The 24,715-nt window shown below is 53.1% G+C and carries 23 protein-coding genes; 13 read left to right on the forward strand and 10 right to left on the reverse strand.

Going from position 1 to position 24,715, the window contains the following annotated elements; all coding sequences use genetic code 11:
• Positions 1 to 161 precede the first annotated feature (161 nt).
• The 4 genes from AO240_RS11400 to AO240_RS11410 all read right to left on the reverse strand — a co-directional run bounded on the left by AO240_RS11400 (position 162) and on the right by AO240_RS11410 (position 3,826).
• Positions 162 to 1,226, reverse strand: a complete 1,065-nt coding sequence (locus AO240_RS11400; protein WP_038444668.1) for a copper resistance protein B — start codon at positions 1,224 to 1,226, stop codon at positions 162 to 164.
• Entirely contained in the window at positions 1,198 to 1,443 is a 246-nt protein-coding gene (locus tag AO240_RS28355) for a hypothetical protein (RefSeq protein WP_139302248.1), read from the reverse strand. The genes AO240_RS11400 and AO240_RS28355 overlap by 29 nt, the downstream gene beginning before the upstream one ends.
• A gap of 12 nt (positions 1,444 to 1,455) precedes the next feature.
• Positions 1,456 to 3,441, reverse strand: a complete 1,986-nt coding sequence (locus AO240_RS11405; protein WP_074321235.1) for a copper resistance system multicopper oxidase — start codon at positions 3,439 to 3,441, stop codon at positions 1,456 to 1,458.
• A gap of 178 nt (positions 3,442 to 3,619) precedes the next feature.
• Positions 3,620 to 3,826, reverse strand: coding sequence for a co-regulatory protein PtrA N-terminal domain-containing protein (locus AO240_RS11410; RefSeq protein ID WP_061433800.1), 207 nt, complete (start codon positions 3,824 to 3,826; stop codon positions 3,620 to 3,622).
• Positions 3,827 to 4,211: 385 nt separating this feature from the next.
• Between AO240_RS11410 and flgB the strand changes: the two genes are divergently transcribed.
• A complete protein-coding gene (gene flgB / locus AO240_RS11415; protein WP_082781443.1) occupies positions 4,212 to 4,625 on the forward strand; it encodes a flagellar basal body rod protein FlgB in 414 nt (137 codons plus the stop codon).
• A gap of 30 nt (positions 4,626 to 4,655) precedes the next feature.
• Here the strand turns inward: flgB and AO240_RS11420 are convergent, their stop codons facing one another.
• The 5 genes from AO240_RS11420 to AO240_RS11440 form a co-directional block, all read right to left on the reverse strand.
• Positions 4,656 to 4,856 (reverse strand): heavy-metal-associated domain-containing protein, encoded by a 201-nt coding sequence (locus AO240_RS11420; protein WP_074321237.1) that lies wholly within the window; start codon positions 4,854 to 4,856, stop codon positions 4,656 to 4,658.
• 111 nt (positions 4,857 to 4,967) lie between these two features.
• The gene (locus AO240_RS11425; RefSeq protein WP_080034400.1) at positions 4,968 to 7,325 is read right to left on the reverse strand and encodes a heavy metal translocating P-type ATPase; all 2,358 of its coding nucleotides are present in this window, start codon (positions 7,323 to 7,325) and stop codon (positions 4,968 to 4,970) included.
• A 2-nt stretch (positions 7,326 to 7,327) separates the two neighbouring features.
• Positions 7,328 to 7,573 carry a DUF2933 domain-containing protein gene (locus tag AO240_RS11430; RefSeq protein ID WP_019334910.1) on the reverse strand — a complete coding sequence of 82 codons (246 nt, stop codon included), beginning with the start codon at positions 7,571 to 7,573 and terminating at the stop codon, positions 7,328 to 7,330.
• A gap of 95 nt (positions 7,574 to 7,668) precedes the next feature.
• A complete protein-coding gene (locus AO240_RS11435; protein WP_019334911.1) occupies positions 7,669 to 8,205 on the reverse strand; it encodes a plastocyanin/azurin family copper-binding protein in 537 nt (178 codons plus the stop codon).
• Between the two features lie 163 nt (positions 8,206 to 8,368).
• A complete protein-coding gene (locus AO240_RS11440) occupies positions 8,369 to 8,722 on the reverse strand; it encodes a co-regulatory protein PtrA N-terminal domain-containing protein (protein ID WP_019334912.1) in 354 nt (117 codons plus the stop codon).
• A 206-nt stretch (positions 8,723 to 8,928) separates the two neighbouring features.
• On the opposite strand from AO240_RS11440, the gene AO240_RS11445 reads away from it, so the two are divergent.
• From AO240_RS11445 to AO240_RS11500, 12 genes are all read left to right on the forward strand, one after another.
• On the forward strand, positions 8,929 to 9,624 hold the full coding sequence (locus AO240_RS11445) for a heavy metal response regulator transcription factor (RefSeq protein ID WP_017341638.1): 696 nt from the start codon (positions 8,929 to 8,931) through the stop codon (positions 9,622 to 9,624).
• Complete coding sequence (locus tag AO240_RS11450) at positions 9,621 to 11,009, forward strand: heavy metal sensor histidine kinase (protein WP_032708745.1); 1,389 nt, start codon at positions 9,621 to 9,623, stop codon at positions 11,007 to 11,009. The genes AO240_RS11445 and AO240_RS11450 overlap by 4 nt, the downstream gene beginning before the upstream one ends.
• A 339-nt stretch (positions 11,010 to 11,348) precedes the next feature.
• On the forward strand, positions 11,349 to 11,732 hold the full coding sequence (gene copC / locus AO240_RS11455) for a copper homeostasis periplasmic binding protein CopC (RefSeq protein ID WP_017341635.1): 384 nt from the start codon (positions 11,349 to 11,351) through the stop codon (positions 11,730 to 11,732).
• Positions 11,733 to 11,735: 3 nt separating this feature from the next.
• On the forward strand, positions 11,736 to 12,674 hold the full coding sequence (gene copD, locus AO240_RS11460; RefSeq protein ID WP_019334915.1) for a copper homeostasis membrane protein CopD: 939 nt from the start codon (positions 11,736 to 11,738) through the stop codon (positions 12,672 to 12,674).
• A gap of 74 nt (positions 12,675 to 12,748) precedes the next feature.
• Positions 12,749 to 13,090, forward strand: coding sequence for a hypothetical protein (locus AO240_RS28945; protein WP_074321238.1), 342 nt, complete (start codon positions 12,749 to 12,751; stop codon positions 13,088 to 13,090).
• Between the two features lie 99 nt (positions 13,091 to 13,189).
• Entirely contained in the window at positions 13,190 to 14,446 is a 1,257-nt protein-coding gene (locus tag AO240_RS11470; protein ID WP_019334916.1) for a TolC family protein, read from the forward strand.
• Positions 14,443 to 15,927 carry an efflux RND transporter periplasmic adaptor subunit gene (locus AO240_RS11475; protein WP_019334917.1) on the forward strand — a complete coding sequence of 495 codons (1,485 nt, stop codon included), beginning with the start codon at positions 14,443 to 14,445 and terminating at the stop codon, positions 15,925 to 15,927. Before AO240_RS11470 ends, AO240_RS11475 begins: the two co-directional genes overlap by 4 nt.
• Positions 15,924 to 19,067 (forward strand): efflux RND transporter permease subunit, encoded by a 3,144-nt coding sequence (locus tag AO240_RS11480; RefSeq protein WP_099236593.1) that lies wholly within the window; start codon positions 15,924 to 15,926, stop codon positions 19,065 to 19,067. The genes AO240_RS11475 and AO240_RS11480 overlap by 4 nt, the downstream gene beginning before the upstream one ends.
• Positions 19,068 to 19,358: 291 nt before the next feature.
• Entirely contained in the window at positions 19,359 to 20,525 is a 1,167-nt protein-coding gene (locus AO240_RS11485) for an SAVED domain-containing protein (RefSeq protein WP_025992777.1), read from the forward strand.
• Positions 20,525 to 21,775, forward strand: coding sequence for a nucleotidyltransferase (locus tag AO240_RS11490; RefSeq protein WP_019334920.1), 1,251 nt, complete (start codon positions 20,525 to 20,527; stop codon positions 21,773 to 21,775). Before AO240_RS11485 ends, AO240_RS11490 begins: the two co-directional genes overlap by 1 nt.
• Positions 21,759 to 23,543, forward strand: coding sequence for a ThiF family adenylyltransferase (locus AO240_RS11495; protein WP_019334921.1), 1,785 nt, complete (start codon positions 21,759 to 21,761; stop codon positions 23,541 to 23,543). The genes AO240_RS11490 and AO240_RS11495 overlap by 17 nt, the downstream gene beginning before the upstream one ends.
• A complete protein-coding gene (locus tag AO240_RS11500) occupies positions 23,540 to 24,022 on the forward strand; it encodes a Mov34/MPN/PAD-1 family protein (RefSeq protein WP_019334922.1) in 483 nt (160 codons plus the stop codon). The genes AO240_RS11495 and AO240_RS11500 overlap by 4 nt, the downstream gene beginning before the upstream one ends.
• A 28-nt stretch (positions 24,023 to 24,050) precedes the next feature.
• Here AO240_RS11500 and AO240_RS11505 read toward each other — a convergent pair whose 3' ends face one another.
• Complete coding sequence (locus AO240_RS11505; RefSeq protein ID WP_099236594.1) at positions 24,051 to 24,599, reverse strand: 3'-5' exonuclease; 549 nt, start codon at positions 24,597 to 24,599, stop codon at positions 24,051 to 24,053.
• Positions 24,600 to 24,715: the final 116 nt, after the last annotated feature.

The raw sequence follows: 24,715 nt of genomic DNA on the forward strand, positions 1-24,715 counted from the left end.
AATATTTCCTTTTCCCTTGGAGACGGCGAGATGTTCTACGAAGCAATAGAACTCCACTCAAGCGTTCATGCCGCTGCAAAGGTTGCATTGAAGGATCTACTCTAGAGTCGGGGAGCTAACTCCCCGATCATTAGAATTCGTAGGGCTAGTGCTCAAATCGCTTAGAACCACATCCGAATACCAGCTACAAATCGGGCCTCGTTTGTTTTTTCCCCTTCATCGCTGGCCAGGTCAGCCGTCTTACCGTATGAGCGATTCCAGCTAACTCCAATGTAGGGTGCGAATTGACGAGTAATTTCGTAGCGCAACCGCAGGCCTAGTTCGGTGTTGGCCAATCCAGATCCTATGCCGCGCTGAGGATCATTTTTCCCGTACAAGTTTACTTCGGCGGTCGGCTGCAAGATCAGGCGATTGGTCAACAGGATGTCGTAATCGCCTTCAAATCGAGCAGCGGTTTGACCGTTCTCACCAATATAAGCAGTCGCTTCAGCTTCAAAGTTATAGAGGGCCATGCCCTGAATACCGAGCGCTCCCCAGGTTTGAGGTGACCCAGGTTTGAAGTCTTGTCGAATGCCGGTGACGACATCCCACCATGGACCGATGGCGTGTCCCCACAGAGCCTGAAGTTCAGCGTTTTCGGTTACGCCATTTGTACGTTCACCTTCCGAACGCAACCAGAGGCGGTCGACGTCACCGCCGATCCACCCTTTTGCATCCCAAGCCAGCGCACTGCCGTTGTCAGCGTCTTGGTACTCAAATTTATCCAGGAGGATGAACGAGTTAATTTTTTTATCGTGCACACCATGGCCTGGTACGTCTGGAAAAGCGGCGGCCCGGTCAGCGTCGGTAAGTACGGGGATCGGGGTTCGGCTTGTGGTAGTCGCCCCTCCATCCATGCTTTCCATACCGTCCATTTGCCCGTTATCCATGCTCATCTTGCTGTGATCCATCGCCCCCATCTTGCTATGGTCCATGGCTCCCATTGAGCCGTGGTCCATCTTGGAGTGATCCATCGCGGCATCTTTCGCTTTGGCTGGTTTGGATTTTTGTGCAGTTGAAGGCTTTGCGTCCGCACTTGATGGCATCGCCATCGACGGATCCATCTCTTCAGCGGCTTGAGCCATAAAAAAGAATGCAGGACCGGTGGAGACTGCAAGTGCCATCAACGTTGGGCGTAAAAACTTACTGGTCATGATCTCAATCTGCCTTTTTGGTTTTTTGGTCATGATCCATCGACTCATGGCTCATCTTGCTATGGTCCATTGACCCGTGATCTAGCTTCGAATCGTTTGCCGCTGCTGGCTTGTCCGTTGCTGTAGCAGGAACAGTAGTTGAATGATCGCTGCCATTTTCCTTTGCCAGCACCGTGGGCGAGAGTCCACTCAGCAGGACAGCGGCAAAGAGGCAACCCACGAGGGAATTACGATTTAGGTATGTGCTCACAGATCGTCTCCTTTACTCATCAACCCGTACTTCACGGAACATGCCCATTTCCATATGGAAAAGCAGGTGGCAGTGATATGCCCAGCGGCCTAAGGCATCAGCGGTGACTCGATAGCTGCGTTTGGTACCAGGTGGCATATCAATCGTGTGCTTGCGCACCATGAACTTGCCGTTCTCATCCTCGAGGTCACTCCACATGCCGTGAAGGTGGATGGGGTGGGTCATCATGGTGTCGTTCACCAAGGTGATGCGCAGACGCTCGCCATACTTCAGGCGCAGCGGTTCGGCGTCAGAGAATTTGATGCCGTTGAACGACCACGAAAACTTCTCCATGTGACCGGTCAGGTGAAGCTCGATGGTGCGATTTGGCTCGCGGCCGTCAGGATCTTGGAAAGTGCTTTTCAAGTCGGAGTAAGTGAGCACTCGACGACCATTGTTCCGCAAGCCTATGCCAGGATCGTTCAGCTTTGGCGTTGGACTCATGGCTTGCATGTCAACCAAGGGATTGTTGGTTTCAGAGGCTGGATGAGTCTGCATTTCTCCACCCATACCGCCCATGCCAGCCATCCCTGACATATCGCCACTGCCCATTCCTGCCATCTTGCTGTGGTCCATGCCAGCCATGTTGGACATGTCGCCTTTGTCCATGCCAGCCATCTTGCTGTGGTCCATGCCAGCCATGTTGGACATGTCGCCTTTGTCCATGCCAGCCATCTTGCTGTGGTCCATGCCAGCCATGTTAGTCATGTCACCGCTGTCCATGCCGGTCATCCCGGTCATGTCACCTTGGTTCATCCCTGCCATCTTGCTGTGATCCATGCCGGCCATGTCGCCGCCGCTCATTCCACCCGAGCTGCCATGGTCCATACCAGCCATACCACCCATCCCCATGTCATCCATAGTTACTATAGGACGTGGGTCAATCGCAGGTATCGGTGCCTTTAGGCCGTCACGCACTGCAAGTGTTCCGCTGGCGTAACCTGTGCGATCCATAGACTGAGCGAAGATGGTGTAAGCCTCATCAGTAGCAGTCTCCACAATAACGTCATATGTTTCAGCTACCGCAATACGAAACTCGTCGACGCTCACCGGCTTGACATGTTGACCGTCTGCGGCAACCACGGTCATCTTCAACCCAGGAATGCGGACGTCGAAATAGCTCATGGCGGAGCCGTTGATAAAGCGCAGACGGAGTTTCTCACCCGGTTTGAAAATACCAGTCCAGTTACCGTTGGGTGCCTGGCCATTCATGAGATAGGTATAGGTATCCGCGCTGACATCGCCGAGGTCAGTAGGACTCATGTTCATCTCAGCCCACATCTTTCGATCTGCTACCGTCGAAGACCAACCTTTGCTGCTGACATCGTCTATGAAGTCTCCGACGGTGCGCTTGTGATGGTTGTAATAGCCCGATTGTTTCTTGAGCTTCGCCATAACGCGACTGGGATCTTCGTCGGTCCAGTCAGTCAACATCACCACGTAGTCGCGATCGTATTGAAACGGTTCAGGTTCTTTCGAATCGATGACGATTGGACCGTAAACGCCTGCCTGCTCCTGCAAACCCGAGTGGCTGTGATACCAGTAGGTTCCGTTCTGATGAAGCTTGAATTTGTATTCGTACATGCCATCGGGTGCGATGCCATGGAAGCTCAAGCCAGGCACACCGTCCATGTTGGCGGGTAAGATGATCCCGTGCCAATGGATTGATGTGTCTTGGTCTAGACGGTTTTTTACACGCAGAGTGACGGTCTCCCCCTCACGCCAACGCAGCAACGGTCCGGGCAATGATCCGTTGATGGTCATAGCTGTGCGAGGCGAGCCTGTGATGTTTACAGGGCTTTCACCAATAAACAGATCAAATTCGTTACCGGAGAGTACGCTCGGCATACCAGGACTTGTCACCGCCCATACAGGAGTGCGCCAAAGGCCAAGGCCGCCGAGAATGCCACCAGCGGCCAAGCCTTTCACGAATGTCCGCCTAGAGGTTTTGGAGTGCATGCCGTTATGTCCAATCAGTCAAAAGGGAAGCCGCGCGAAACAACAAATGAATTGTCTGGATGAGACTCACTCACCGTTACAAAAGACGAACTCAAACGGTAAGCGAGCTCAGAAATTGCCACATTTAAACCACCACAGTGATTACATTTCTGTCAGCTTGTGAGCGTAGCTCAAATATTTAGCAATTTTTGTGGTCCATCGCCCTGGCTTTGCTTTCCGCGACAGGAGGCTGGGCATTTTTCGTTTGGGCTATTTGGTACGATTCCATCGAGTTACTCCTGGCCGCTTCCATACGTTCGAAAGTGCGGTCACCTCCGCCTTCAGCCATAGCAAAAGAAGATACGGTCAGAGCAGCGATGACGAACAAGGTTTTGATAGGGTTCATTTGGGTTTCCTCTGATAGATGGTAGCCCCTGAATCCACAACAAAGTTGTTGATGCTCAGGGAAGAGCTTAAGGCTCAATAGGACTATAAGACTGATTCCCTGTCAGGCAGCTTAGGCCAATATTACAGTTGTGTCAGGTTCCGATATTTCTCTTGAGCTGCGATGTACTTAATCCGTATGGTCTATCCATTGTCGGAATTCGCTGAAATCAAGCTCCTAAAATTTAGCCGTTCGGTGTTCTGTGCTTTCGGTCACTTTCACAGGGCTTGACGTTTTTTGAATTTGCACCGGAGTTATAAGCCGACTCAGACGCACCACATTCAACACATAAGTGTTTGATATAGGTGAAAATGGGAAATAGTAGCGTGACGTAAGGTGGCCGCTTGTGAGCATTAATTTTGAAAAAGCGCTTGGCTCCGCAGAAAGAGCGTTAGTTTATCGCGGCCAAAGAGCTGAGGTACTTAGCAATAATATCGCTAACGCTGATACTCCTAACTTTAAGGCTAGAGATTTGGAGTTTTCTGCTGTGCTCGCCAGCCAGACAAAACGAGGCTTGGATTCTCCGTTCTCTTTGAAAACAACAAACCTAAAACATATTGCCGCAAACGAATTAGCAAGTGATGGTCAAGGTGATGGTTTGTTTTACAGCACGCCTTACCAACCTTCACTTGATCAAAATACTGTGGATGCACAGCTTGAAGTTGCAAAGTTTACTGATAACGAAATTCATTTTGAAAGCGCTTTTAATAGATTGAACGGAGCATTTAAGGGGTTGCTTAAAGCTCTGCGAGGTGATTAGTAAGATTTACCCAACAATGAAATCAGCGCCTTAAGCGCTGATTTGCGATGGGAAACCGAGTGATTCGACAGCTTTACGAACTTGCTCTGGGTTTTCGCTACTTTCAACGCTTACCTTACCTGCCGCGCGATCCACGGAAACTTTAGCCTCGCTGTCCAACGATTGAATCGCTTTAGTGATTTTGCTGACGCAGCTACCGCAACCAATGCCTGATACGTTTAAGACGAACATGGTTATTCCTCTTGTGCTGAGCGGTCTCTTTTCACCGCGATGACAGCATCAACGTTGACACCGCGGTAAGGTCAAGAGTTATGTTTTGTGGGGTGCGAGCAACGGTTTCGCTCAAGCTATATGGGTATTCCTCAGTCTCAAAGCATTGAAAACTACAGACGCAGAACTGACGCTCATGGCTAACGCAGCGATCATTGGCGACAGAAGGTGCCCCGTCAGCGGATAGAGTAGGCCTGCGGCCAAGGGAATACCCATTGAGTTGTAAAGGAAGGCGAAACCCAAGTTTTGCCGCATGTTTTTTACTGTCGCAACCGAAAGTGCCCGTGCCCGTAGAATCCCCATCAGGTCGCCTTTTACCAGCGTGAGCTGCGCGCTATTCATCGCGACATCAGTCCCTGTACCCATGGCAATGCCCACATCTGCACGCGCCAAGGCCGGTGCGTCGTTGATACCGTCGCCGGCCATGGCAACCTTTCGACCGTATCGCTGGAGGTCCGCCACCAGGCGCTCTTTGTCCTGAGGTTTAACTTCTCCATGAACCTCTTCAATACCCATCTCCTTGGCGACAGCACGTGCGGTGGTGAGCCCGTCTCCGGTGGCCATGATGATTTTTACGTTATCAGCTTTAAGCTTGGTGACTGCTTCTTTGGAGGTCGGTTTTATCGGATCTGAGACCGCCAGTAATCCTGCCAGAACCCCGTCAACTGCTAGATAGATGATGCTGATGCCTTCAAGGCGCAACAACTCTGCACGGTACTGTAAGACCTTAGTGCTTACACCGGCAGCGTCCATCAGTGCTGTGTTGCCCAGCTGTACCTTCTTGCCATCAACGAGGCCACTGACTCCAATCCCAGACCCGGACTCAAACGATTCAGGCTTGGTGAGCACGATATTTTCAGTTCGGGCATGGTCGACGATGGCGCGCGCCAAAGGATGTTCGCTGCCTTGATCAAGGCTAGCGGCCAGTTGAAGAACATCGTGTGGGTTGAAATCTGGTGTGGCCTCCACACTGTGAAATACCGGCCGTCCCTCTGTCAGGGTCCCCGTTTTATCGACAATCAGCGTGTCGATCTTGCAAAGGTTTTCAATAGCACTGGCGTCCCTGAATAGCACACCCATACTGGCGGCTTTACCCGTCGAAACCATGATCGACATGGGCGTTGCGAGACCAAGTGCACAGGGGCAAGCGATGATAAGTACGGCGACAGCGTTGATCAGGCCGAAGACCCAGCTGGGTTCCGGGCCGAATAGTCCCCAGCCTAAGAATGTCAGCAACGCAATCGCGATAACCCCCATCACAAAGTAGCCGGCGATCGAGTCGGCCATTCTTTGCATTGGCGCTTTGGAGCGTTGGGCTAGAGCGACCATTTGCACTATCTGCGACAGCATGGTGTCGGCGCCGACCTTTTGCGCCTCCATCACCAAGCTCCCGTGAGTATTAAGCGTGGCGCCGATCAAACTATCCCCTGGTCTTTTCATTACCGGCACAGGCTCACCAGTGAGCATGGACTCATCCACCGCACTTTCTCCCTCGAGCACAGAGCCATCAACTGGCACCTTTTCACCAGGTCTGACCCGCAAATGGTCGCCCAAGTGAACATGGGTAAGAGGAATGTCTTCCTCCTGACCATCGGCGTTGATCTTGCGTGCAGTTTTGGGAGATAGGCCTAGAAGGGACTTAATTGCTGCGGAGGTTTGTGACCGTGCTTTTAGCTCAAGAATCTGCCCAAGCAAGGTGAGCGAGATGATGACCGCAGCGGCTTCGAAGTAAACGCCGATGCGTCCATCTTGCATGAAGGTGGTGGGAAAACTTTGGGGAAAGAGGGTTGCTGCGACGCTGTAAAGATAAGCTGCGGAAGTACCCAAACCTATCAGAGTCCACATATTTGGACTGCGATTTCTAACAGATGCTATGCCCCTTACAAAAAAGGGCCACCCTGCCCATAAGGTAACCGGTGTCGCAAGAGCAAACTCGATCCAGTTTTGAACCGAACCATGGAAGAGTTGTAATGAATGGCCCGCCATGGCTAGAACGGTCACTATCACGGTTAAAGGCAGAGACCACCAAAAGCGGCGCGCGAAATCACGGAGCTCGGTTTTGTCATCGTCATCTAGCGCCGGAATGACAGGTTCTAATGTCATGCCACATTTTGGGCAATTGCCGGGCCCTGGCTGTTTTATTTCCGGGTGCATCGGACAGGTAAATTCAGTGGCTACTTGGCGCGCGGGTTCTGTAGCCGCGATGCTGGGTTCAGTGCTGGGATGAATACCACTGTAGTGCTCTGGAGCTGCCCGAAATTTTTCTTGGCATTTCTGGCTGCAAAACTGATAAATCTGTCCCTGATAAGACTCGCCAAATTTACTTGGAGGCGTAATCGTCATGCCGCACACCGGGTCACGTAGATCAGCGTCAGGGGGCGAGGCAGCGTGGGTAGGACCGTGATCGTGGTGGCTCGGTTTATTGGGCATAGCTATTTCTCTTCCTTGTTGGCTTGCGCCTGATTGCCATGGTCATGTGCGCCATGTCCATGCCCCAAAAAATGCATCAATGGACAGATCAACAGAATGAGATAGGGCAAGTATGGATAGACGTGGCTGAAATGCTCCCGCACCACGTAGAAGGCGCCGATCACAATGAACATAATCAGCACAACGCCTGTTTTGCGCGTCCAAAATGGGGTGGTGATGCTTCCAGCCGGATGCTGATGGTTATTCATGATCTAGACCCCAGTGTGTGAGCGAGTTGCTCTGATGTCTGCCTCAGAGCGTAGCCAACTCTTGAGGAGATGCGGGTTTAGTGGTCAGTTCAGGCTCACTTCAGGTCAAATTGACCGACCATCCCAGATTGGTAATGACCTGGCACGTTGCAGGCAAATTGAAGTCCAGTTGTATTGTTGAAGGTCCAGATCAATTCCTTTGTTGCTCCTGGCTCGATCAGCATGCTGTTCGGGTCGTTGTGTTCCATTCCAACCATCTTCATCCCTCCCATGCTGTGACCCATGCTGCCCGTCATTTTCCCTGACCCGGTGGGTGTAAGCGTTCCGTTCTGGAACATGCTCGCCATTTCTTTTTGGTGCGCCGCATGAGCGGCGGCTTGGCCGATATTGAATTCGTGCAGCAGTGCGCCCTTATTACGAAGGACAAAACGAATAGTCTCACCAGGCTTCACATCGATGTTTTTAGGCATGAAGAAAATATCACCCATCTCCACATCTACCGTACGGGTCACCGCAGAGGCGACGCCAGGCTGGCCGATGTCCTCTTTGCCATGACCTACGTCTGCCATGGCCGTCGCACCGAAGAATAGGGTGATCGCCGCAATAACTGGGGTAACGAGCTTAGCTTTCATGATGACCTCAAGAGCAAATTGAAAACACTAGCTATGCTAAAAGGATAGAGCTGCCAGCTAACTGACGTGAACACTACATTTCTGTCAGTTTCCAAGAGTAGTGCGGCGCGCATATGACGCCGTACCAACCGAGCGGATCAAACAGCCCATCGGAGGTACCCGGTTACTGATGGTTCTCAGAAAGCATCAGTTTGTGTTCGCGCTGCATTTGGTTCAAAACGTCATCAACCATAGCGTCGTGCTTTTCCATCCAGGAAAGATGTTCCTGAGGCGACATTGATGCTTTTGGGTGATCCTGATGGAGTTGGTTCATGATCTCGCCCAGCAGTTTCATATGCTCGGCCATGTGTACATGGCGCTCTCCCTCTGGGGCTTTTTCAGCTTGCACCAAGGTCGCTTCTGCTTTGTCGCGTAGGCTTTCCATACGCTCCGCAATCCGATCTGCGCCACCTTCAGCCAAAGCAGACGCTGAGATGAGTATCGAACCCACAAAGAAAAGGATTTTTAGATGATTCATGAGGAAGCTCCTTTTTAATCTGTTTTCCGGCTCCCCCAAGGTTTCATGCGGAGGCGTCGGTCGAGTACTAGGGAGTACTCATGCTCGAACCCTAGACAGCACTCGCTGACATCTACCTGAAGCCAATATTACTTTTCTGTCAGTTGCTGGTTGGCAGAAGCATTTCCTTGCAGACTCATCATCACAATCATTCGAGAGCCACCCCCATGAGACTTCTGGTTGCGGAAGACGAACCCAAAATAGGCATTTATTTGCAGCAAGGTCTTGCTGAGGCAGGGTTCAATGTTGATCGCTTTACCAATGGTAAGGAGGCGCTTCAACACGCGTTGAGCGAGGCTTATGACCTGCTGATTCTCGATGTGATGATGCCTGGGCTGGACGGATGGGAAGTACTTCAGAAGGTGCGGGCATCCGGAAAAAATGTCCCCGTGCTTTTTCTCACGGCGCGAGACCGCGTCGAGGATCGCGTCAAAGGACTTGAGCTGGGGGCAGACGATTACCTCATAAAACCCTTCGCTTTTTCTGAATTGCTGGCCCGCGTCAGAACGCTGCTGCGAAGAGGGAGTACAGCCCCCTCCCAAACTCATATGAAATTGGCTGATCTTGAGGTTGACCTGCTCAAGCGCAGGGTTGTCCGTGGAGGCAAACGTATAGATCTCACGGCCAAAGAGTTTGCGTTACTCGAATTGCTGCTCCGTCGTCGAGGTGAGGTGCTGCCTAAGTCGCTTATCGCTTCCCAGGTGTGGGACATGAACTTCGACAGCGATACTAACGTCATCGAGGTCGCCGTAAGGCGGCTCAGAGCAAAGATTGATGATGATTTTGAGGTCAAGCTTATCCACACCTCCCGAGGCATGGGCTACATGCTAGATGCGCCGGATTCTGGGACGGGGCTGGAATGAATCGAATGTCTCTGACTACCCGCATGAGCCTGATGTTCATGCTAGCTGTAACGGCGGTGCTCACCGTCGCTGGACTCAGTTTTAACAGCCTTAGCCGGCATCATTTCAAAATGCTAGATCAGCAGGCGCTGAACGAGAAGCTACACTCGACCCAAAGAATTTTGACGGGATTGAGTAGCATTGACCAGTTCAGTGATGTTAAGCCTGAGTTGGAGGCGCTGCTGGGTGCTCACCGAGATTTGACAGCCCTGATCTTCGATGGTCAGGGCAAGACCCTTTTTGCTGATCCAGGTCCAATCGATATTCCGGAAGGCTTTCGTACGACTTCAAACAACAATGTTTGGGAGTGGCGGGATGATGAGCAAACGTTCCGGGGAATAACGGCGCAAGCGATTGTGACGGGACAAGAAAAACCGCTGACCGTACTGTTGATCTTTGACGTTACGCAACATATGGCGTTCTTTGAGACGCTTGAACGCTGGTTTTTGATAGGGTTGTTTATAAGCGCGCTGGTCAGTGCGGCGCTGGGCTGGATGGTCGCGAGCAGTGGACTAAGGCCTATTCGCCAGGTTACTCAAGTTGCTGCGTCAATGTCTGCTAAATCGCTCAAAGAACGGATTCCTTTAGCGGCCGTTCCTAAAGAGCTTCAGCAGATGGTGCTTTCTTTCAATGCAATGTTATCTAGACTTGACGATGCATTTGTTCGCTTATCAAACTTCTCTGCGGACATTGCTCACGAACTACGAACACCTGTCAGCAATTTGATGACTCACACCGAAGTGGTTTTATCTAGAAAAAGGAATATTGAGGACTACGAAGACAACTTGTACTCGAATCTTGATGACCTGAAGCGTATGGGCCGGATGATCGATGACATGCTTTTTCTAGCGAAATCTGACAATGGTCTGATTTCTCATGAAAACAAACCGATAGACTTGGTAGCGCTAGTAGAAAAATTACTCGAGTACTACCGCTTGTTGGCTGATGAGCAAGGCATCGACCTTAAGGTGACAGGGAGGGGCAGCGTCCGAGGTGACGTTCTTATGCTCGACAGGGCTATCTCTAATCTGCTCTCGAATGCCCTCCGGTACACCTCCGCAGGGAAATGTATCAGCGTCAATATAAGGCAGGAAGGGACGTCAATCTCTGTCTCCGTGGAAAACCCTGGAGAACCTATCGCTCCTGAGCACCTTGAAAAACTGTTTGATCGATTTTATCGAGTGGACCCCGCTCGTAGAGAAGGAAACCCAAGTAATGCGGGGCTAGGCTTATCAATCACTCGATCCATTATCGAGTCGCATGGCGGCAAGATATGGTGCACGTCGTCAGATGGAAAAACAGCCTTTCATATACAGCTCCCATGTGCGAGTGCAGAAAATGCCTAATCAACGACACCATATACACCCGAGCAGCTATGTGGTCTTGCGAACGGTTATCACAGTGTGAACGTCGCAAAACGGAAGCCAGTTTTAACCATTTTTTCAAGAAATTCAGCGTCCCAAAGCAGGTCCAAGCTGACTGAAATGTAATCGAATAGTTTGCGTTCGTGTGGCATCGTGTACTTGCGCTGTGACGTTGGAATTCTTGTGATTATTCCTGTCCAGGCCGCCGTAGAACACGGAATTTGCTAGGTAGCTCGCCAGTGTTTTTAATAAGCGTAAAAGTAATAACTAGATACTCATCAAAAACCTAGAATCAACAGCTTTTGCTGTGAGGAGTCTTGCATGTCATTCCTTAAAACCACCACCGTAGCTGTAGCACTGACAGCGGGTTTGCTTTTGAGTGCAGTTGCTCAGGCACATCCAAAGCTGCTTTCTTCTACTCCAGCAGAAGGGTCGGATGTTGCTGCTCCTGCGAAAATTGAACTGCAATTTTCTGAGAATCTAACGACTCAGTTTTCCGGTGCTAAGCTGATCATGACCGATATGCCTGGCATGCCTAACTCCCCAATGGGCGTTAAAGCAGCCGTTGCAGGCGGTGGAGATCCTAAGACAATGGTTATTACGCCTGCATCGCCATTGACCACAGGTACTTATAAAGTTGAGTGGCGTGCCGTCTCGTCTGACACTCATCCAATCACCGGCAATTTTTCTTTCAAAGTGAAATGATTCATGAGCGACTCAATAAATATAGCTGTTCGCTTTGCTCTATATTTTGATCTGATGCTGTTATTTGGACTGGCAATATTTGGTCTTTATAGCCTGAGGGGAAAAGAGAGAGTATCGGGAGCGGTTTTAAATTTTGAGTCGCTTCTTTACAGTACATCTGTTTTAGGTGTAGCTCTGTCTCTAGCAGCCATGTTGTTGCTTGCAAAAGCTATGAGTGGTGTGTCGGGCTTCATGGAGCTACATCACCATATTTTTCAAATGGTTCTCATGGGGACTGACGTCGGTTTGACCTGGATGGTCCGGATAGTGGCGTTGCTGACGGCTGTTCTCGGCGTTGCTCTGAGTAAGCGCTTTCCGACACTCAGTCTTTGGATTGTCACTGTATGTGGCGCCATTGCGCTTGCGACGCTGGCATGGACAGGGCATGGTGCGATGGACGAAGGGAGCCGTCGTTACTGGCATTTTACTAGCGACATCTTCCATCTCTTGGCCGCAGGCGGTTGGTTGGGTGCGTTGGCAGCATTTGCACTGCTGCTGCGTTTAAAATCGCTGAAAGGTGATCAGGAAGTACGAGTTCTTGCTCGGGTACTGACAGGGTTTGAATCGGCCGGCGCGGTGATTGTAGTAATCATCAGTATAACGGGCGTGGTGAATTACCTATTTATCGTAGGACCGAGCCTCGATGAGGTGATGCTCAGCACTTATGGCCAGTTACTATTTTTGAAAATCCTGCTGTTTGCAGGGATGATCGTATTAGCCACGCTTAACCGTTTTCATCTAAGCCCCTTATTGGAGCGATCAGTTCGCAATGGCGAATACGCTGTCGCGGTGAATGCCTTGCGCCGTAGCATGAAACTTGAGTTTTCAATGGCGGTCATCATTATCTGTCTTGTCGCATGGTTAGGTACTTTAAGCCCTGTCATGGAAATGAGCGCAGCATAGACGTTGGTAACAGCCAATACAGGAGTCTTAAGGGTGAATTGTAAGGGCCATTTGCACCGTCTACACTTTAGCCCATGAAACGCTATGTGCGGTTTTGCCTGATTTTCCTAATTAGCTTGGCGCTTCCCCTTAGCGGGATGGCGGGTGTTCAAGCATCGACTGAACCATGCCCGATGAAAACCATGGGTATAGCGATGATGGATGGTATGGGTCAAGACTGCTGCCACGACATGAAAAGTACCGCTGAGCATGGCAAACCTTGTAAGTCGGGCCAGGAATGCAAAACGGGCGGCATGCTGCAAGTCTCGATCATCAAGCCTCCTATTACCTTGTCCAGTCCAATCGTTCCGCCCTTCTCCAGCCATTTCCCACTCGTACAAACCCCTTCTGGGTTATGGCGACCGCCCCGTACTTGATTCCTGTACCACACTGAGCCTCATTCCGCGTTAGCGGGATGGCATATCTGCGCGCATGTCTTATGAAGCGCGCGGTGGATCATCACAGGAATCGTGAACATGAACTCCAACTGCTTTTGCACAGGTTGGTCCCTCGTGGCCGGCCTGGCGGCAAGCGTACTGGCATTGCCGAGCCTTGCTGGTGCATTGACACTCGATGAAGCGCTGCGGCTGGCCGAAAACAATGCACCGTCGTTGACCGCACAAGACGCCAAAATTCAAGCAGCCACCAGTGCGGCCATTCCCGCTGGCGAACTACCCGATCCCAAGCTACTGCTGGGCGTGCAGAACTACCCCATTGGTGGTGCCGACAGATGGAGCATCGACCAGGACTTCATGACCATGCAAATGGTCGGGGTCAGACAGGAGATGCCCAACAGCGATAAGCGCAAAGCACGTATCGAGGTCGCGGATGCGGCTGTTGATCGAGCGTCCGCTGAGCGTCGAGTGGCGCGTCTGAACGTCCGACAGTCCACGGCATTGGCCTGGATCAGTAGCTACTCGGTTGAGCGTAAAGATGCGATGTTCCAGGACTTCTACAAAGAAAACCGTCTTCTGACCGATACCGTCAGATCTCAGATTGCGGGTGGCCGCGCCCAACCCGCCGATGCGGTGACACCTAAACAGGAAGCTGCCCAACTGGCGGAGCAGCAGGATGATTTAGTTCGCCAACGTGCACAGGCCCGGGCGGCCCTCAAGCGCTGGATTGGCCCAGCTGCCAATGACAAACCGGCGGGCAGCTTGCCTGATTGGCCCATTGAAACCTCTGGATACTCCCATAAGCTGCAACATCACCCTGAATTGGCGGCGTATGTGCCGATGACCCGTGAAGCACAAGCCAAGATCCGTGAAGCTGAGGCGGAAAAGCAATCTGACTGGAGCTGGGAATTCGACTATCAGCATCGAGGCAAACAATTCGGTGACATGGTTAGCGTCCAGTTTTCATGGGATCTCCCGCTGTTTCCTGACTCTCGGCAAAACCCCAAAATTGCGGCAAAGCACGCCGAACTCAACCAGCTTGAGGCTGAGCGGGAAGCTCTGTCGCGCGAGCATACCCAGCAACTGGAGGATGAGTTGGCCGACTACGAGCGACTCAATCGTGCAGTCAACCGTAATCAGGAAAGCTTGTTGCCGCTGGCTAAAGAAAAGGTTGAACTCACCATGGCTAGCTACCGTTCCGGCAAAGGTGATTTGAACTCGGTTGTGGCCGCCCGACGCGAACTCATCGAAGCCCGTCTCAAGCAGATTGACGTTGAAGAGCAACGTGCTCTCACCAGCGCTCGCCTGTATTTCTCTTACGGGGAGCCCGCTCAATGAATTTCAAAGTATGGAAAGGGACTTTAGTTGTCGGCATCTCGATTGCCTTGGGTGTTGCCGGAGGTTACTGGTTAGCCCAACCGCGAATGAGCGAAGTAGCTGGTGTCGAGCCGGATCAGGAAGCCAAAGCCTCTCCTGATCGAAAGGTTCTGTATTGGTATGACCCCATGTACCCACAACAGAAATTCGATAAACCGGGTAAGTCACCCTTCATGGATATGCAGATGATCCCCCAATACGCAGATACCAAGGGGGACAGCGGCGGCATTCGAATTGATCCAAGCCTGACTCAGAACCTTGGTGTGCGACTGGCTAGTGTCAGTCGAGGGGTATTTGCCTCGACACTGAACGTGGTAGGTGTTCTGGCCTTCAACGAACGGGACGTTGCAGTCATTCAGGCCCGTACGGCGGGTTTTGTCGAGCGCGTGTACGCCCATGCACCTGGTGATGTGCTGAAAGTGAATGCCGCCTTGGCAGATATCTTGGTGCCGGATTGGGCAGCTGCTCAAGAGGAATTTCTCGCCCTCAAGCGTAGTGGCGATGCTGACTTGCTGACAGCGGCCCGCCAGCGATTGAGGCTCACCGGAATGCCAACTAAGTTAATTGCTCAAGTTGAGCGCAGTGGCAAAGTTCAACCGAACCTGACTCTGACCAGCCCTATTGGTGGTGTGCTTCAAGAGCTGAGTGTGCGTGAAGGTATGACGGTGGCCGCAGGCGAGACGCTCGCGCGTGTTAATGGTTTGAGCAGTGTCTGGCTGGCCGTGGCGGTACCAGAGTCGGAGGCTGGGTCAATCGTTGTAGGGCAAGCAGCCGAAGCGCGTTTGTCCGCGCTCCCTGGAGTTGTGCTCAAGGGCGTCGTCAGTGCGATTCTTCCGGAAACCAGTTCGGACAGTCGCACACTTCGCGTTCGAGTTGAGTTACCCAATCCGGATGGCCGACTCAGGCCAGGTTTGACCGCGCAGGTAAGTCTCAATCGTTCGACGGAGCAAAGTGTTTTGTGGGTGCCGAGCGAGGCCGTCATTCGTACCGGTCGACGTACGTTGGTCATGCTCTCTGAAGACGCTGGTCGATATCGCCCGGTGGAGGTGCAGTTAGGCCAAGATAACGATGGCAAAACGCTGATATTGAAAGGCTTGGAAGAGGGGCAAAAAGTGGTGACTTCTGGCCAGTTCCTTCTCGACTCGGAGGCCAGTCTCAAGGGCGTTGTCGCAAGCTCACTGGACGTTTCGCCATCTACTGTAACCGCAGGCGCTTTGCATGAGGCCGATGGTCAGATCGTTGAGATCAACGACAAAGAAGTCACGCTCGCCCACGGTCCCTTCAGAACATTGGGTATGTCAGGCATGACGATGACTTTCCCTCTCGCCGCTCCAGCTCTGATGAAGGATCTTAAAACGGGCGACAAGGTTCGGATCGCTGTCAGCCAGACGGAAGATGGTCTGCGCGTTGAGCGTCTGGAACGCTCTGGGACCCAGCCATGATCGCGGCCCTTATTCGCTGGTCGGTGGCTAACCGCTTTCTTGTGTTGCTGGCGACGCTGTTTGTCACGGCATGGGGGATCTGGGCGGTTCAAAGTACGCCCATTGACGCACTGCCAGACCTGTCGGATGTTCAGGTAATTATCCGTACACCATATCCAGGCCAAGCCCCACAGATCGTAGAGAACCAGGTCACCTATCCATTGGCAACCACCATGCTCTCTGTGCCTGGTGCCAAGACTGTGCGCGGTTATTCCTTCTTTGGCGACAGTTTCGTTTACGTACTATTCGAAGACGGAACTGACTTGTACTGGGCTCGCTCGCGCGTATTGGAATATCTGAGCCAGATACAAAGCCGGCTTCCGGCCAGTGCCAAGCCCGCTTTAGGACCTGATGCCACTGGGGTTGGCTGGATTTTCCAGTACGCCCTGGTAGACCGAAGCGGCGGGCATGACTTGGCGCAGTTACGTGCCTTGCAGGACTGGTTCCTTAAATTCGAGCTTAAGACCCTACCGAACGTTGCGGAAGTGGCCACGGTGGGTGGCATGGTAAAGCAGTACCAGGTGCAGCTTGATCCGGTGAAGCTGGCCAGCTTGGGTATCACGCAGTCTGAAGTGACCGAGGCGATCGGCAAGGCCAATCAGGAAACTGGTGGGGCGGTGCTGGAGATGGCGGAGACCGAGTTTATTGTGCGGGCTTCCGGGTACTTGAAGACCCTCAATGACTTTCGTGCTATCCCACTCAAACTGGGCACGGGTGGTGTGCCGGTCACTCTGGGCGATGTTGCCACGATTCAGATGGGGCCTGAGATGCGTCGAGGCATCACCGAACTCGATGGCGAAGGTGAGACCGTCGGCGGCGTTGTAATTCTGCGCAGCGGTAAGAATGCTCGAGAAACCATTGCGGCGGTCAAGACCAAACTCGACGAGCTGAAAAGCAGTCTGCCGGCGGGGGTAGAAATCGTCACCACCTACGACCGCAGCAAGTTGATTGATCGTGCCGTGGAAAACCTCAGCCACAAGCTGATCGAAGAGTTCATCGTCGTCGCGTTGGTCTGCGGAATCTTTCTCTGGCACCTGCGTTCATCTCTGGTGGCAATCATCTCCCTGCCGGTTGGGGTGCTGATCGCCTTCATCGTAATGCGCTATCAGGGTATCAACGCCAACATCATGTCCCTTGGCGGGATTGCCATCGCCATCGGCGCCATGGTCGACGCTGCCGTGGTGATGATTGAAAACGCCCACAAGAAGGTCGAGGCTTGGCACGTGGCTAATCCTGGGAAGGAACTGAAAGGTGAACGTCATTGGCACGTGATGACTGAAGCGGCTGCCGAGGTAGGACCCGCATTGTTCTTCTGTCTGCTGATCATCACCCTGTCGTTCATTCCGGTGTTCACGCTGGAGGCTCAGGAAGGACGTCTATTCGGTCCATTGGCGTTCACCAAAACCTACGCTATGGCCGCAGCGGCTGGACTGTCGGTAACTCTAGTTCCGGTGTTGATGGGGTATTGGATTCGCGGACGAATTCCTAATGAGCAACAGAATCCGCTAAATCGCTGGTTGATCCGGATCTACGAGCCCGCTCTGGACGCCGTATTACGTCGACCTAAAGTAACGCTGCTGGTTGCATTGCTAGTCTTTGTCAGCGCGTTGTGGCCGATCTCTCGTCTGGGTGGTGAGTTTCTTCCCCCGTTGGACGAAGGGGACCTGCTCTATATGCCGTCAGCTCTGCCTGGATTATCGGCGCAGAAGGCCGCGCAACTGCTTCAGCAGACTGACCGTCTGATAAAGACAGTTCCAGAGGTCGAACATGTTTTCGGAAAAGCCGGCCGCGCTGAAACCGCGACTGACCCGGCACCGTTGGAAATGTTCGAGACCACCATTCAATTCAAACCACGCGAACAGTGGCGCCCAGGCATGACCCAGGAAAAGCTCGTTGAGGAGCTAGAACAAGTGGTGCGTGTCCCAGGATTAACCAACATCTGGATACCGCCTATTCGTAACCGTATCGACATGCTGGCCACCGGCATAAAAAGCCCGATTGGCGTGAAGGTTGCCGGTACCAACCTGACGGAGATCGATGCCGTCACCCAAGCCATCGAGCGTGTTGCCAAGGACGTCTCAGGTGTCAGTTCAGCGTTAGCCGAACGACTGACCGGTGGCCGCTATATTGATGTGGATATCGATCGCAAAGCTGCGGCACGCTATGGGTTAAATATTGCCGATGTGCAATCAATCGTGGCCGGCGCAATCGGCGGTGAAAACGTCGGGGAGACGATTGAAGGGTTGGCTCGTTTCCCAATTAACGTACGTTACCCTCGTGAGTGGCGGGATTCGCTCGGCGCTTTGGAGCAGTTGCCGATCTACACCCCGCTAGGCAGCCAGATCACCCTTGGCACCGTGGCGAAGATCAAGGTCAACGACGGGCCGCCAATGCTCAAGAGTGAGAACGCACGGCCTTCAGGCTGGGTGTACATCGATGTGCGTGGCCGGGACATTGCCTCCGTAGTCGCCGATCTACGCCGGGTCGTCAGTGAGCAGGTCAAGTTGCAGCCCGGCATGAGCCTGAGCTACTCAGGTCAGTTCGAGTTTCTCGAAAGGGCCAACGCACGACTCAAACTGGTGGTGCCTGCCACGCTGTTGATCATCTTCGTGTTGCTCTACCTGACATTTGCACGCCTTGATGAGGCTTTGCTGATTATGGCCACGCTGCCATTCGCTCTCACGGGCGGGGCTTGGTTTCTCTATCTGTTGGGATTCAACCTGTCGGTTGCCACCGGGGTCGGCTTTATCGCCTTGGCCGGTGTTTCTGCCGAATTTGGCGTGATCATGCTGCTCTACCTGAAAAATGCATGGACCGAGCGTCAAGACCTCGGTGACAACACAGAACGCGGGTTGATGGCCGCGATTTGTGAAGGCGCTGTCCAGCGCGTTCGACCTAAGGCTATGACCGTGGCAGTGGTTATCGCTGGTTTGTTACCTATACTTTTGGGAGGCGGTTCCGGTAGCGAGGTTATGAGCCGCATTGCCGCCCCGATGATTGGCGGTATGGTTACGGCACCCTTGCTATCGCTGTTTGTGATCCCGGCGGCCTATCACCTCATGCGTCGTCGACACTTGTCCGTTGAGCCTGGCAAGCACTGACGCGTAAAAACGCATACGAAAGGGGCTGCGCTTGCAGCCTCGTTTGAGCTGCGCAGCTCGTTTTCATCAGTCCTACATACGCTGTGGTCAGTGCCATTACCCACCAGCACTTGCCAGAAAACGAACGCCGCCACCCCCGCCTTTCGATGAGCCAAAAAAGCATCCTGCTAAAAGGCGACTCAGCATTCGTCACCCTCAGATCTCTCTTGAAATCGGGACGAATGACCCTAATATGATCTTATCTTGCCATCATCGTTTTCAATCATGGATGTTTTTCGGGGGTCGGTCGAAATGGCAGAAAAAGAAGACGCTAAGCCCGCGAGCGGGCGCTTTAACACGAATGATGAGACGAAGCGGATCGTATGGACACAGACCGCTGGTCATTGTGAACTGTGCGGTACGGATCTAACGTTCGACTATCGTGCCGGCAAGCCAATGAAATGGGGCGAAGTGGCGCATATCTTACCCGCCAGTCCCAAGGGGCCTCGGGGACGCGCGGATCATGATGCTGAGGCGCACACTAACGATACTGCTAACCTGATGCTCCTGTGCCCAGGCTGTCATGACAAAATTGATCGTGACGCAGATGGCTACCCTGAAAATGATCTGAGCGGTTTGCACCAAGCGTACCTTGAACGCATCCGACTCGCCGCAACGACCCCCGATGGTGGCAGAGCCATTCCTCTCATCGTCCAGAGTCAGCACTTTCAGACGATCAACGATATCCCCGTTCGCGATCTGTTGACTGCGATGTCCGCCGAGGGATTAACCGCCTTCGATCAAGGCATCAAAATCGCCTTCGCTGCGCCCGGACCACGTGGCAGGGACACTACCTATTGGCAGAACGTCAAAGACAGCGTCCAGTATGAGCTGGAGCAGCAACTCAAGCGTCGCGGCGGCACTTATGGCGATTCGCCCGCGCTAGCAGTAGTCGGCTTGGCCGACATTCCGGCCTTGATGATGTTGGGCCAGAGTATCGGCGACCGTTCCAAACGCTTGATCTTCTCTTTTCATCGCGAGCATCTTTTGCGCTGGCCCGATCAGTCTGCTGAGCCGCCTAGTTTTCTGTTTACGCCTCCACCCAACGGCGATGGCCCACTGGCGTTGGTGCTCTCCATTTCTGCGCAAGTTCCAGTACGCGACGTGACCGACGCTCTACCCGGTGCACGTATTGCAGAGCTGTCGATCCCAGAACCAAGCTACGCGATGGTACAGAACCGTCGGGTGATTCATGCTTTTCGCGACGCACTTCAAATACGACTGAGTCAGCTTGAGGCTCTGACTCCTGACCCCATCCACGTCTTCGCCGCCATTCCTGCGGCATTGGCCATCGAGTTTGGCGCGTTGCTCACAACACAGCATCAACATACATACCTGATCTTCGATCGGGACAAAGAAAACCAAGATCGGTTTACGCAAACACTGCAATTGGGTCCCGTGGCCCAGGAGGCTATGTAATGCTTTTGAGCAACGAACAGACCAAGCGCAGCAGTTGGGAATATTTTCTGCTTCGCGCCGCGCGGGAGATCTCGCTGTCGGAAGCGCAGTACGAAAAAATCAATGACCGCTACTCCCAACTGGAAAAAATCCTCTCGGCTTCCGACAATCCGTTGCTCGCTGAGGCTCATATTTTCGTTCAGGGCTCAATGCGGCTGAAAACGACCATTAAGCCAATTCCCGGCGCGCCTGCGGATCTGGACACCATTGATGCGGACGCGATTATCTGGCTCCCTCACGCTCAAGGCGCTGGTGCGAAGGAAGTTCTAGAGGCGATTGAGCAGCGTTTTAGGGAAGGCTCCCGCGTTCAGGAAGAAGTTAAGCAACTACGTCGTGGTATTCGAATCGTTTATGCAGACGAAAATCCAGGTTTCCACATCGATGTCACACCTGCCCGGGCGATCAACGGAAATGGCGAAGCAAACGGCGAGGGTAAGCTTGAGGTTCCGGATCGAGTCACAGGATGGAAAGCGAGCAGCCCTATTCCTTACTCGAATTGGTTGCAGGTCGCTTCCGCCCAGGAAATCTCTCTGGAAAGCTTAGTGGTTGCCAAAAGCCAGCGGATGCTTGATGCCGCGACCCAAGATCCTTTGCCGCATTATCAGGATTACATCGATCAAGATCCCCTGCGTGCGACCATTAAGCTGCTCAAGCGGCATCGCGATGAATGGGCCATCAAGACAAGGAGCGCTGATACTCGCCCAATATCTGCGGTCATCACCACTCTAGCCACGCACGCATACCTGGATGTCGTAAAGGAGTCGCAGTCGAAGCCTCTGGCACCGCTCGATGCAATTTTGGAAATCGTTCGCAGAATGCCGCAGCACATCGCGCATAGAGGTAGCGACTGCTATGTCTGCAACCCTGCCGATAACGGCGAAAACTTTGCAGAGAAGTGGAATCGACCGGGCGAGGGGCAAGGCTACCGTCAGGCATTCGCCAAGTGGCATGCGGACGCCAGTGCATCTGTGTCATTAGGTTTGGAAAGTTTTGAATCCAATGACTCCTTTGCCGAGGCAGTGAAAAAGAACTTCGGTATTGCGCCGGCGTTCATCACGGCAGTGAACAATGAAATCCCTGCGAATTGGACGATGCCCGGTCGACCGGATGGCACTACTCGAAACTCTGCTTCGATGGGTTCGCTCTTCGGAGGGGCCAGCGGTGGCGGAACCTCTCAGTCGAGCGTAAAGCCAGTTGGACGCCTTGGCTGATCCTATTAAGACACCATTGCAGCGCGGAATCGCCGCACTGCGTAACACCCTAGGTCAGGATGCTGCCGATGCATTGCTCCAGCCCGCACCCATGCGGGCTGACGAAGCGGCGTGCTTTCACTTCCCCTTGCCCATCGATTACACGGGGCAGGAGCGGCGACTGCGTATAGGTTTCCCCTCCAACTTTCCCCGCGGGCTCTTGCGGCTGAACGTCGAACCCTCTCCATGGCTGGTTTGGCCGCATGCCACTAAGTCGGGGCTTTGCCTTCATGGCTTTCAGGAACGCCCCATCATGGGCTCCCCGGAGGTCGTGGTAGAGGACAGCCTTGCTCGCTTGGCCCAGATCGTTTCGTTGTCCAAGATGGGATCAAACCAGGCAACACGCGATATCGAATTTCAGAATGAGATCACTACCTACTGGTCGTTTCAGCACGGGCAGTCATTCCAGAACCTCTTACTGTTGGATCGACCTCAGGCTGCCTCGCAGTTGTTTGCGCTCAGCGATCCGCGCCGAGCTGTGCCATCCGGTCAGGAAACGGTTTGGTTAGCATCGAATGTAGCTGCACTCAAAGGGCATTACCGACGGGTCGTCGGGCGCTCTGCTGTCATTCGTGCGGCCGAAACTCCCGGTTTTTACGTCAAGCTTCAGACTTATCCGGATATCCGCACCCCGGATCCAGAAGATTTATTGCTGTGGCTAAAGCCACACCTTCAACCAGACGATGCCGAGCAATTGCTGGCATGGTTTGAGCTGCATGGAACGTTGGCGAGTCGATGGATTGTTCTGGAGCTTCCAGGAGGCGCAGATGCTCCAACATATTGTCTCAATGTGCGTTCGCTCGGTGTACAGCAGGAGCGGGGGGCAAAGTTTGGCTTGCGTACAGCTCGCCGGCGGCCAGCTATCGCAAATGCTCATCCTCCGGCGCTCGTCCGAGCAACTGCCCTGGATGTGCTTGATCGAGCGTCCATCCTGTCCCGCGATATAAGCGGCACTGCACAGCACCTTGAAAATGCTCGAGTCGTTTGTGTTGGCGTTGGCTCATTAGGCAGTACGGTGGCAATACAATTGGCACGATCCGGTGTCGGCCACCTTACCCTCATCGATCCTGACACTTTGGTGTCAGCCAATCTGGGGAGGCACGTTCTGGGAGCGGATAGCCTAGGGAGGCTGAAAGCCTCAGCGTTGAGGGACAAGATTCTGTTAGATCTTCCGACGACAGAATGCACCGCTTATTCGACTTTTGCCGAAGTAGTGATGAGTAGCAAACCAGAAGTGTTCGATAACGCAGATCTGGTGGTGATCACGACAGCAGACTGGCAGTCGGAGGTCACTGTATGGCGAGCCAAATCCAGCGGCGCTCCTTGGGGGCTTTTACAAGCCTGGAGCGAACCGTATACCCAGGTAGGCCATGCTCTATTCGCACCAGCCGGCACCTTTGATGGCCGTCAGTTGTTCACGGACGTCGGCGATTTTTTGCATAGATTTACAGAGTGGCCGGGAGGCGGTGTTGTTCCACTGCCCGCGTGTGGCGAGAGCTTTATCCCAGGCGGCTCGCTGGGAATGACCAATATCGCCTCTATGGTGTCGCACACGGCCTTACGCGCATTGACCGGCAAGATCGCCACTGCATCTTGGGTCAGCAGCATTTACAGGCCTGAAGATGTGCTGAGCCTAGGAGGCCAATACCATGGGCCCAAACTGCCAGAGGGGACGCAGCAAATCTTACTCGAACGCGGATGGCCGGAAGATAAGGACGAAATGGTATGACGGATATCGCATGGCGCTGGCGATGGCCGGAGGTGGACTCCGAGCTATTGGTGTCCCAGGCTGTCGCGGACATCTTGGATAGTCATCGGCAGGGCCTTTTTGGCGTGGAGCGAGGTGGACAGTTATTCGTCAACCCTGTTGATCCGAAAGGTTTGCTGCTGGCCTTGGCCACGTTGCCTCATCGCGCGGATCGGTCAGGCTGGTCTTGGCTAGAGTTGGATGCGGCGCGGTGCCGTCAGGAGATCCAGGCTGCCAACGAACAAGGGTTACGTCTGGTGGGCTATTGGCATACGCATCCCCAATCCGTTCCGGTGATCTCTCCGGCAGACATCGGTAGTTTCTCCAAATTTGCTGCACGTTACACGCAGGATCTGCCGCACCCAATAGCCATTATTGTAGGCAAGTCCGAAAAACCAGAAGGTATCAAGGCGTGGTCGTTCAGGGACGGCAGATATGTTGAGGCAACCTGGGTCAGATGAACTTCAAGTCAGTGCGGTGGAAGGCAGGTCAGCGTTTATAGTTACCCGCTAGCATTAGGGCGAAGAGCTCTGCCTGAAAGCGGGCATCATCCAATGCGTTATGGTTCGGTTCGCTGAGTGGCTTCAGCGCAGCGGTCATTTTGGATGATTTTGTTTCCTTCCAGCTGCAACCTACAGCGCCCATAAAGTAGGCCTTCATGTCGATAGCGGTAAAACCAAAGGGGTTGGTTTCCAGGTATTTGTGGAAGTAATAATTGACGAATGACCAGTCAAACGGTGCATTGAGTCCTACGAAAATGACCTTTTGCCCCGTTTGGCAGGACGATCTCAGCCACTGATCAAATGTCAGCATCGCCTGTTGCGGAGTGAGACCCTCGCGCTCCAGCTTCTCCAGACTCAGCCCCGATACTGCCAGCGCTTCGGGGTCGTGTTTCGGACTGTCAGGCTGTAGTTCAAGATAGATGGACGTTTCAGGTTGGGCTACAAGACAAGCTCCAATGGAAAGCAGACTGTATTCGCCTGGTATAGGCCCAGAAGTCTCGACGTCGACGGAAACATAAAGCTCATCAGGGTGCATGTCATATCCTTTCGTGTAGTTAACTGATCACGCTCAGGCTCTTAGCCATGTGAAGGTGGAAAGGCAGGTATAGCCATTGCCCCATTTTTGCTGTTTCACTCGCTACTCGGCGTTCG

Source organism: Pseudomonas sp. ICMP 460 (assembly GCF_002723595.1).
Lineage (GTDB): Bacteria > Pseudomonadota > Gammaproteobacteria > Pseudomonadales > Pseudomonadaceae > Aquipseudomonas > Aquipseudomonas kitaguniensis.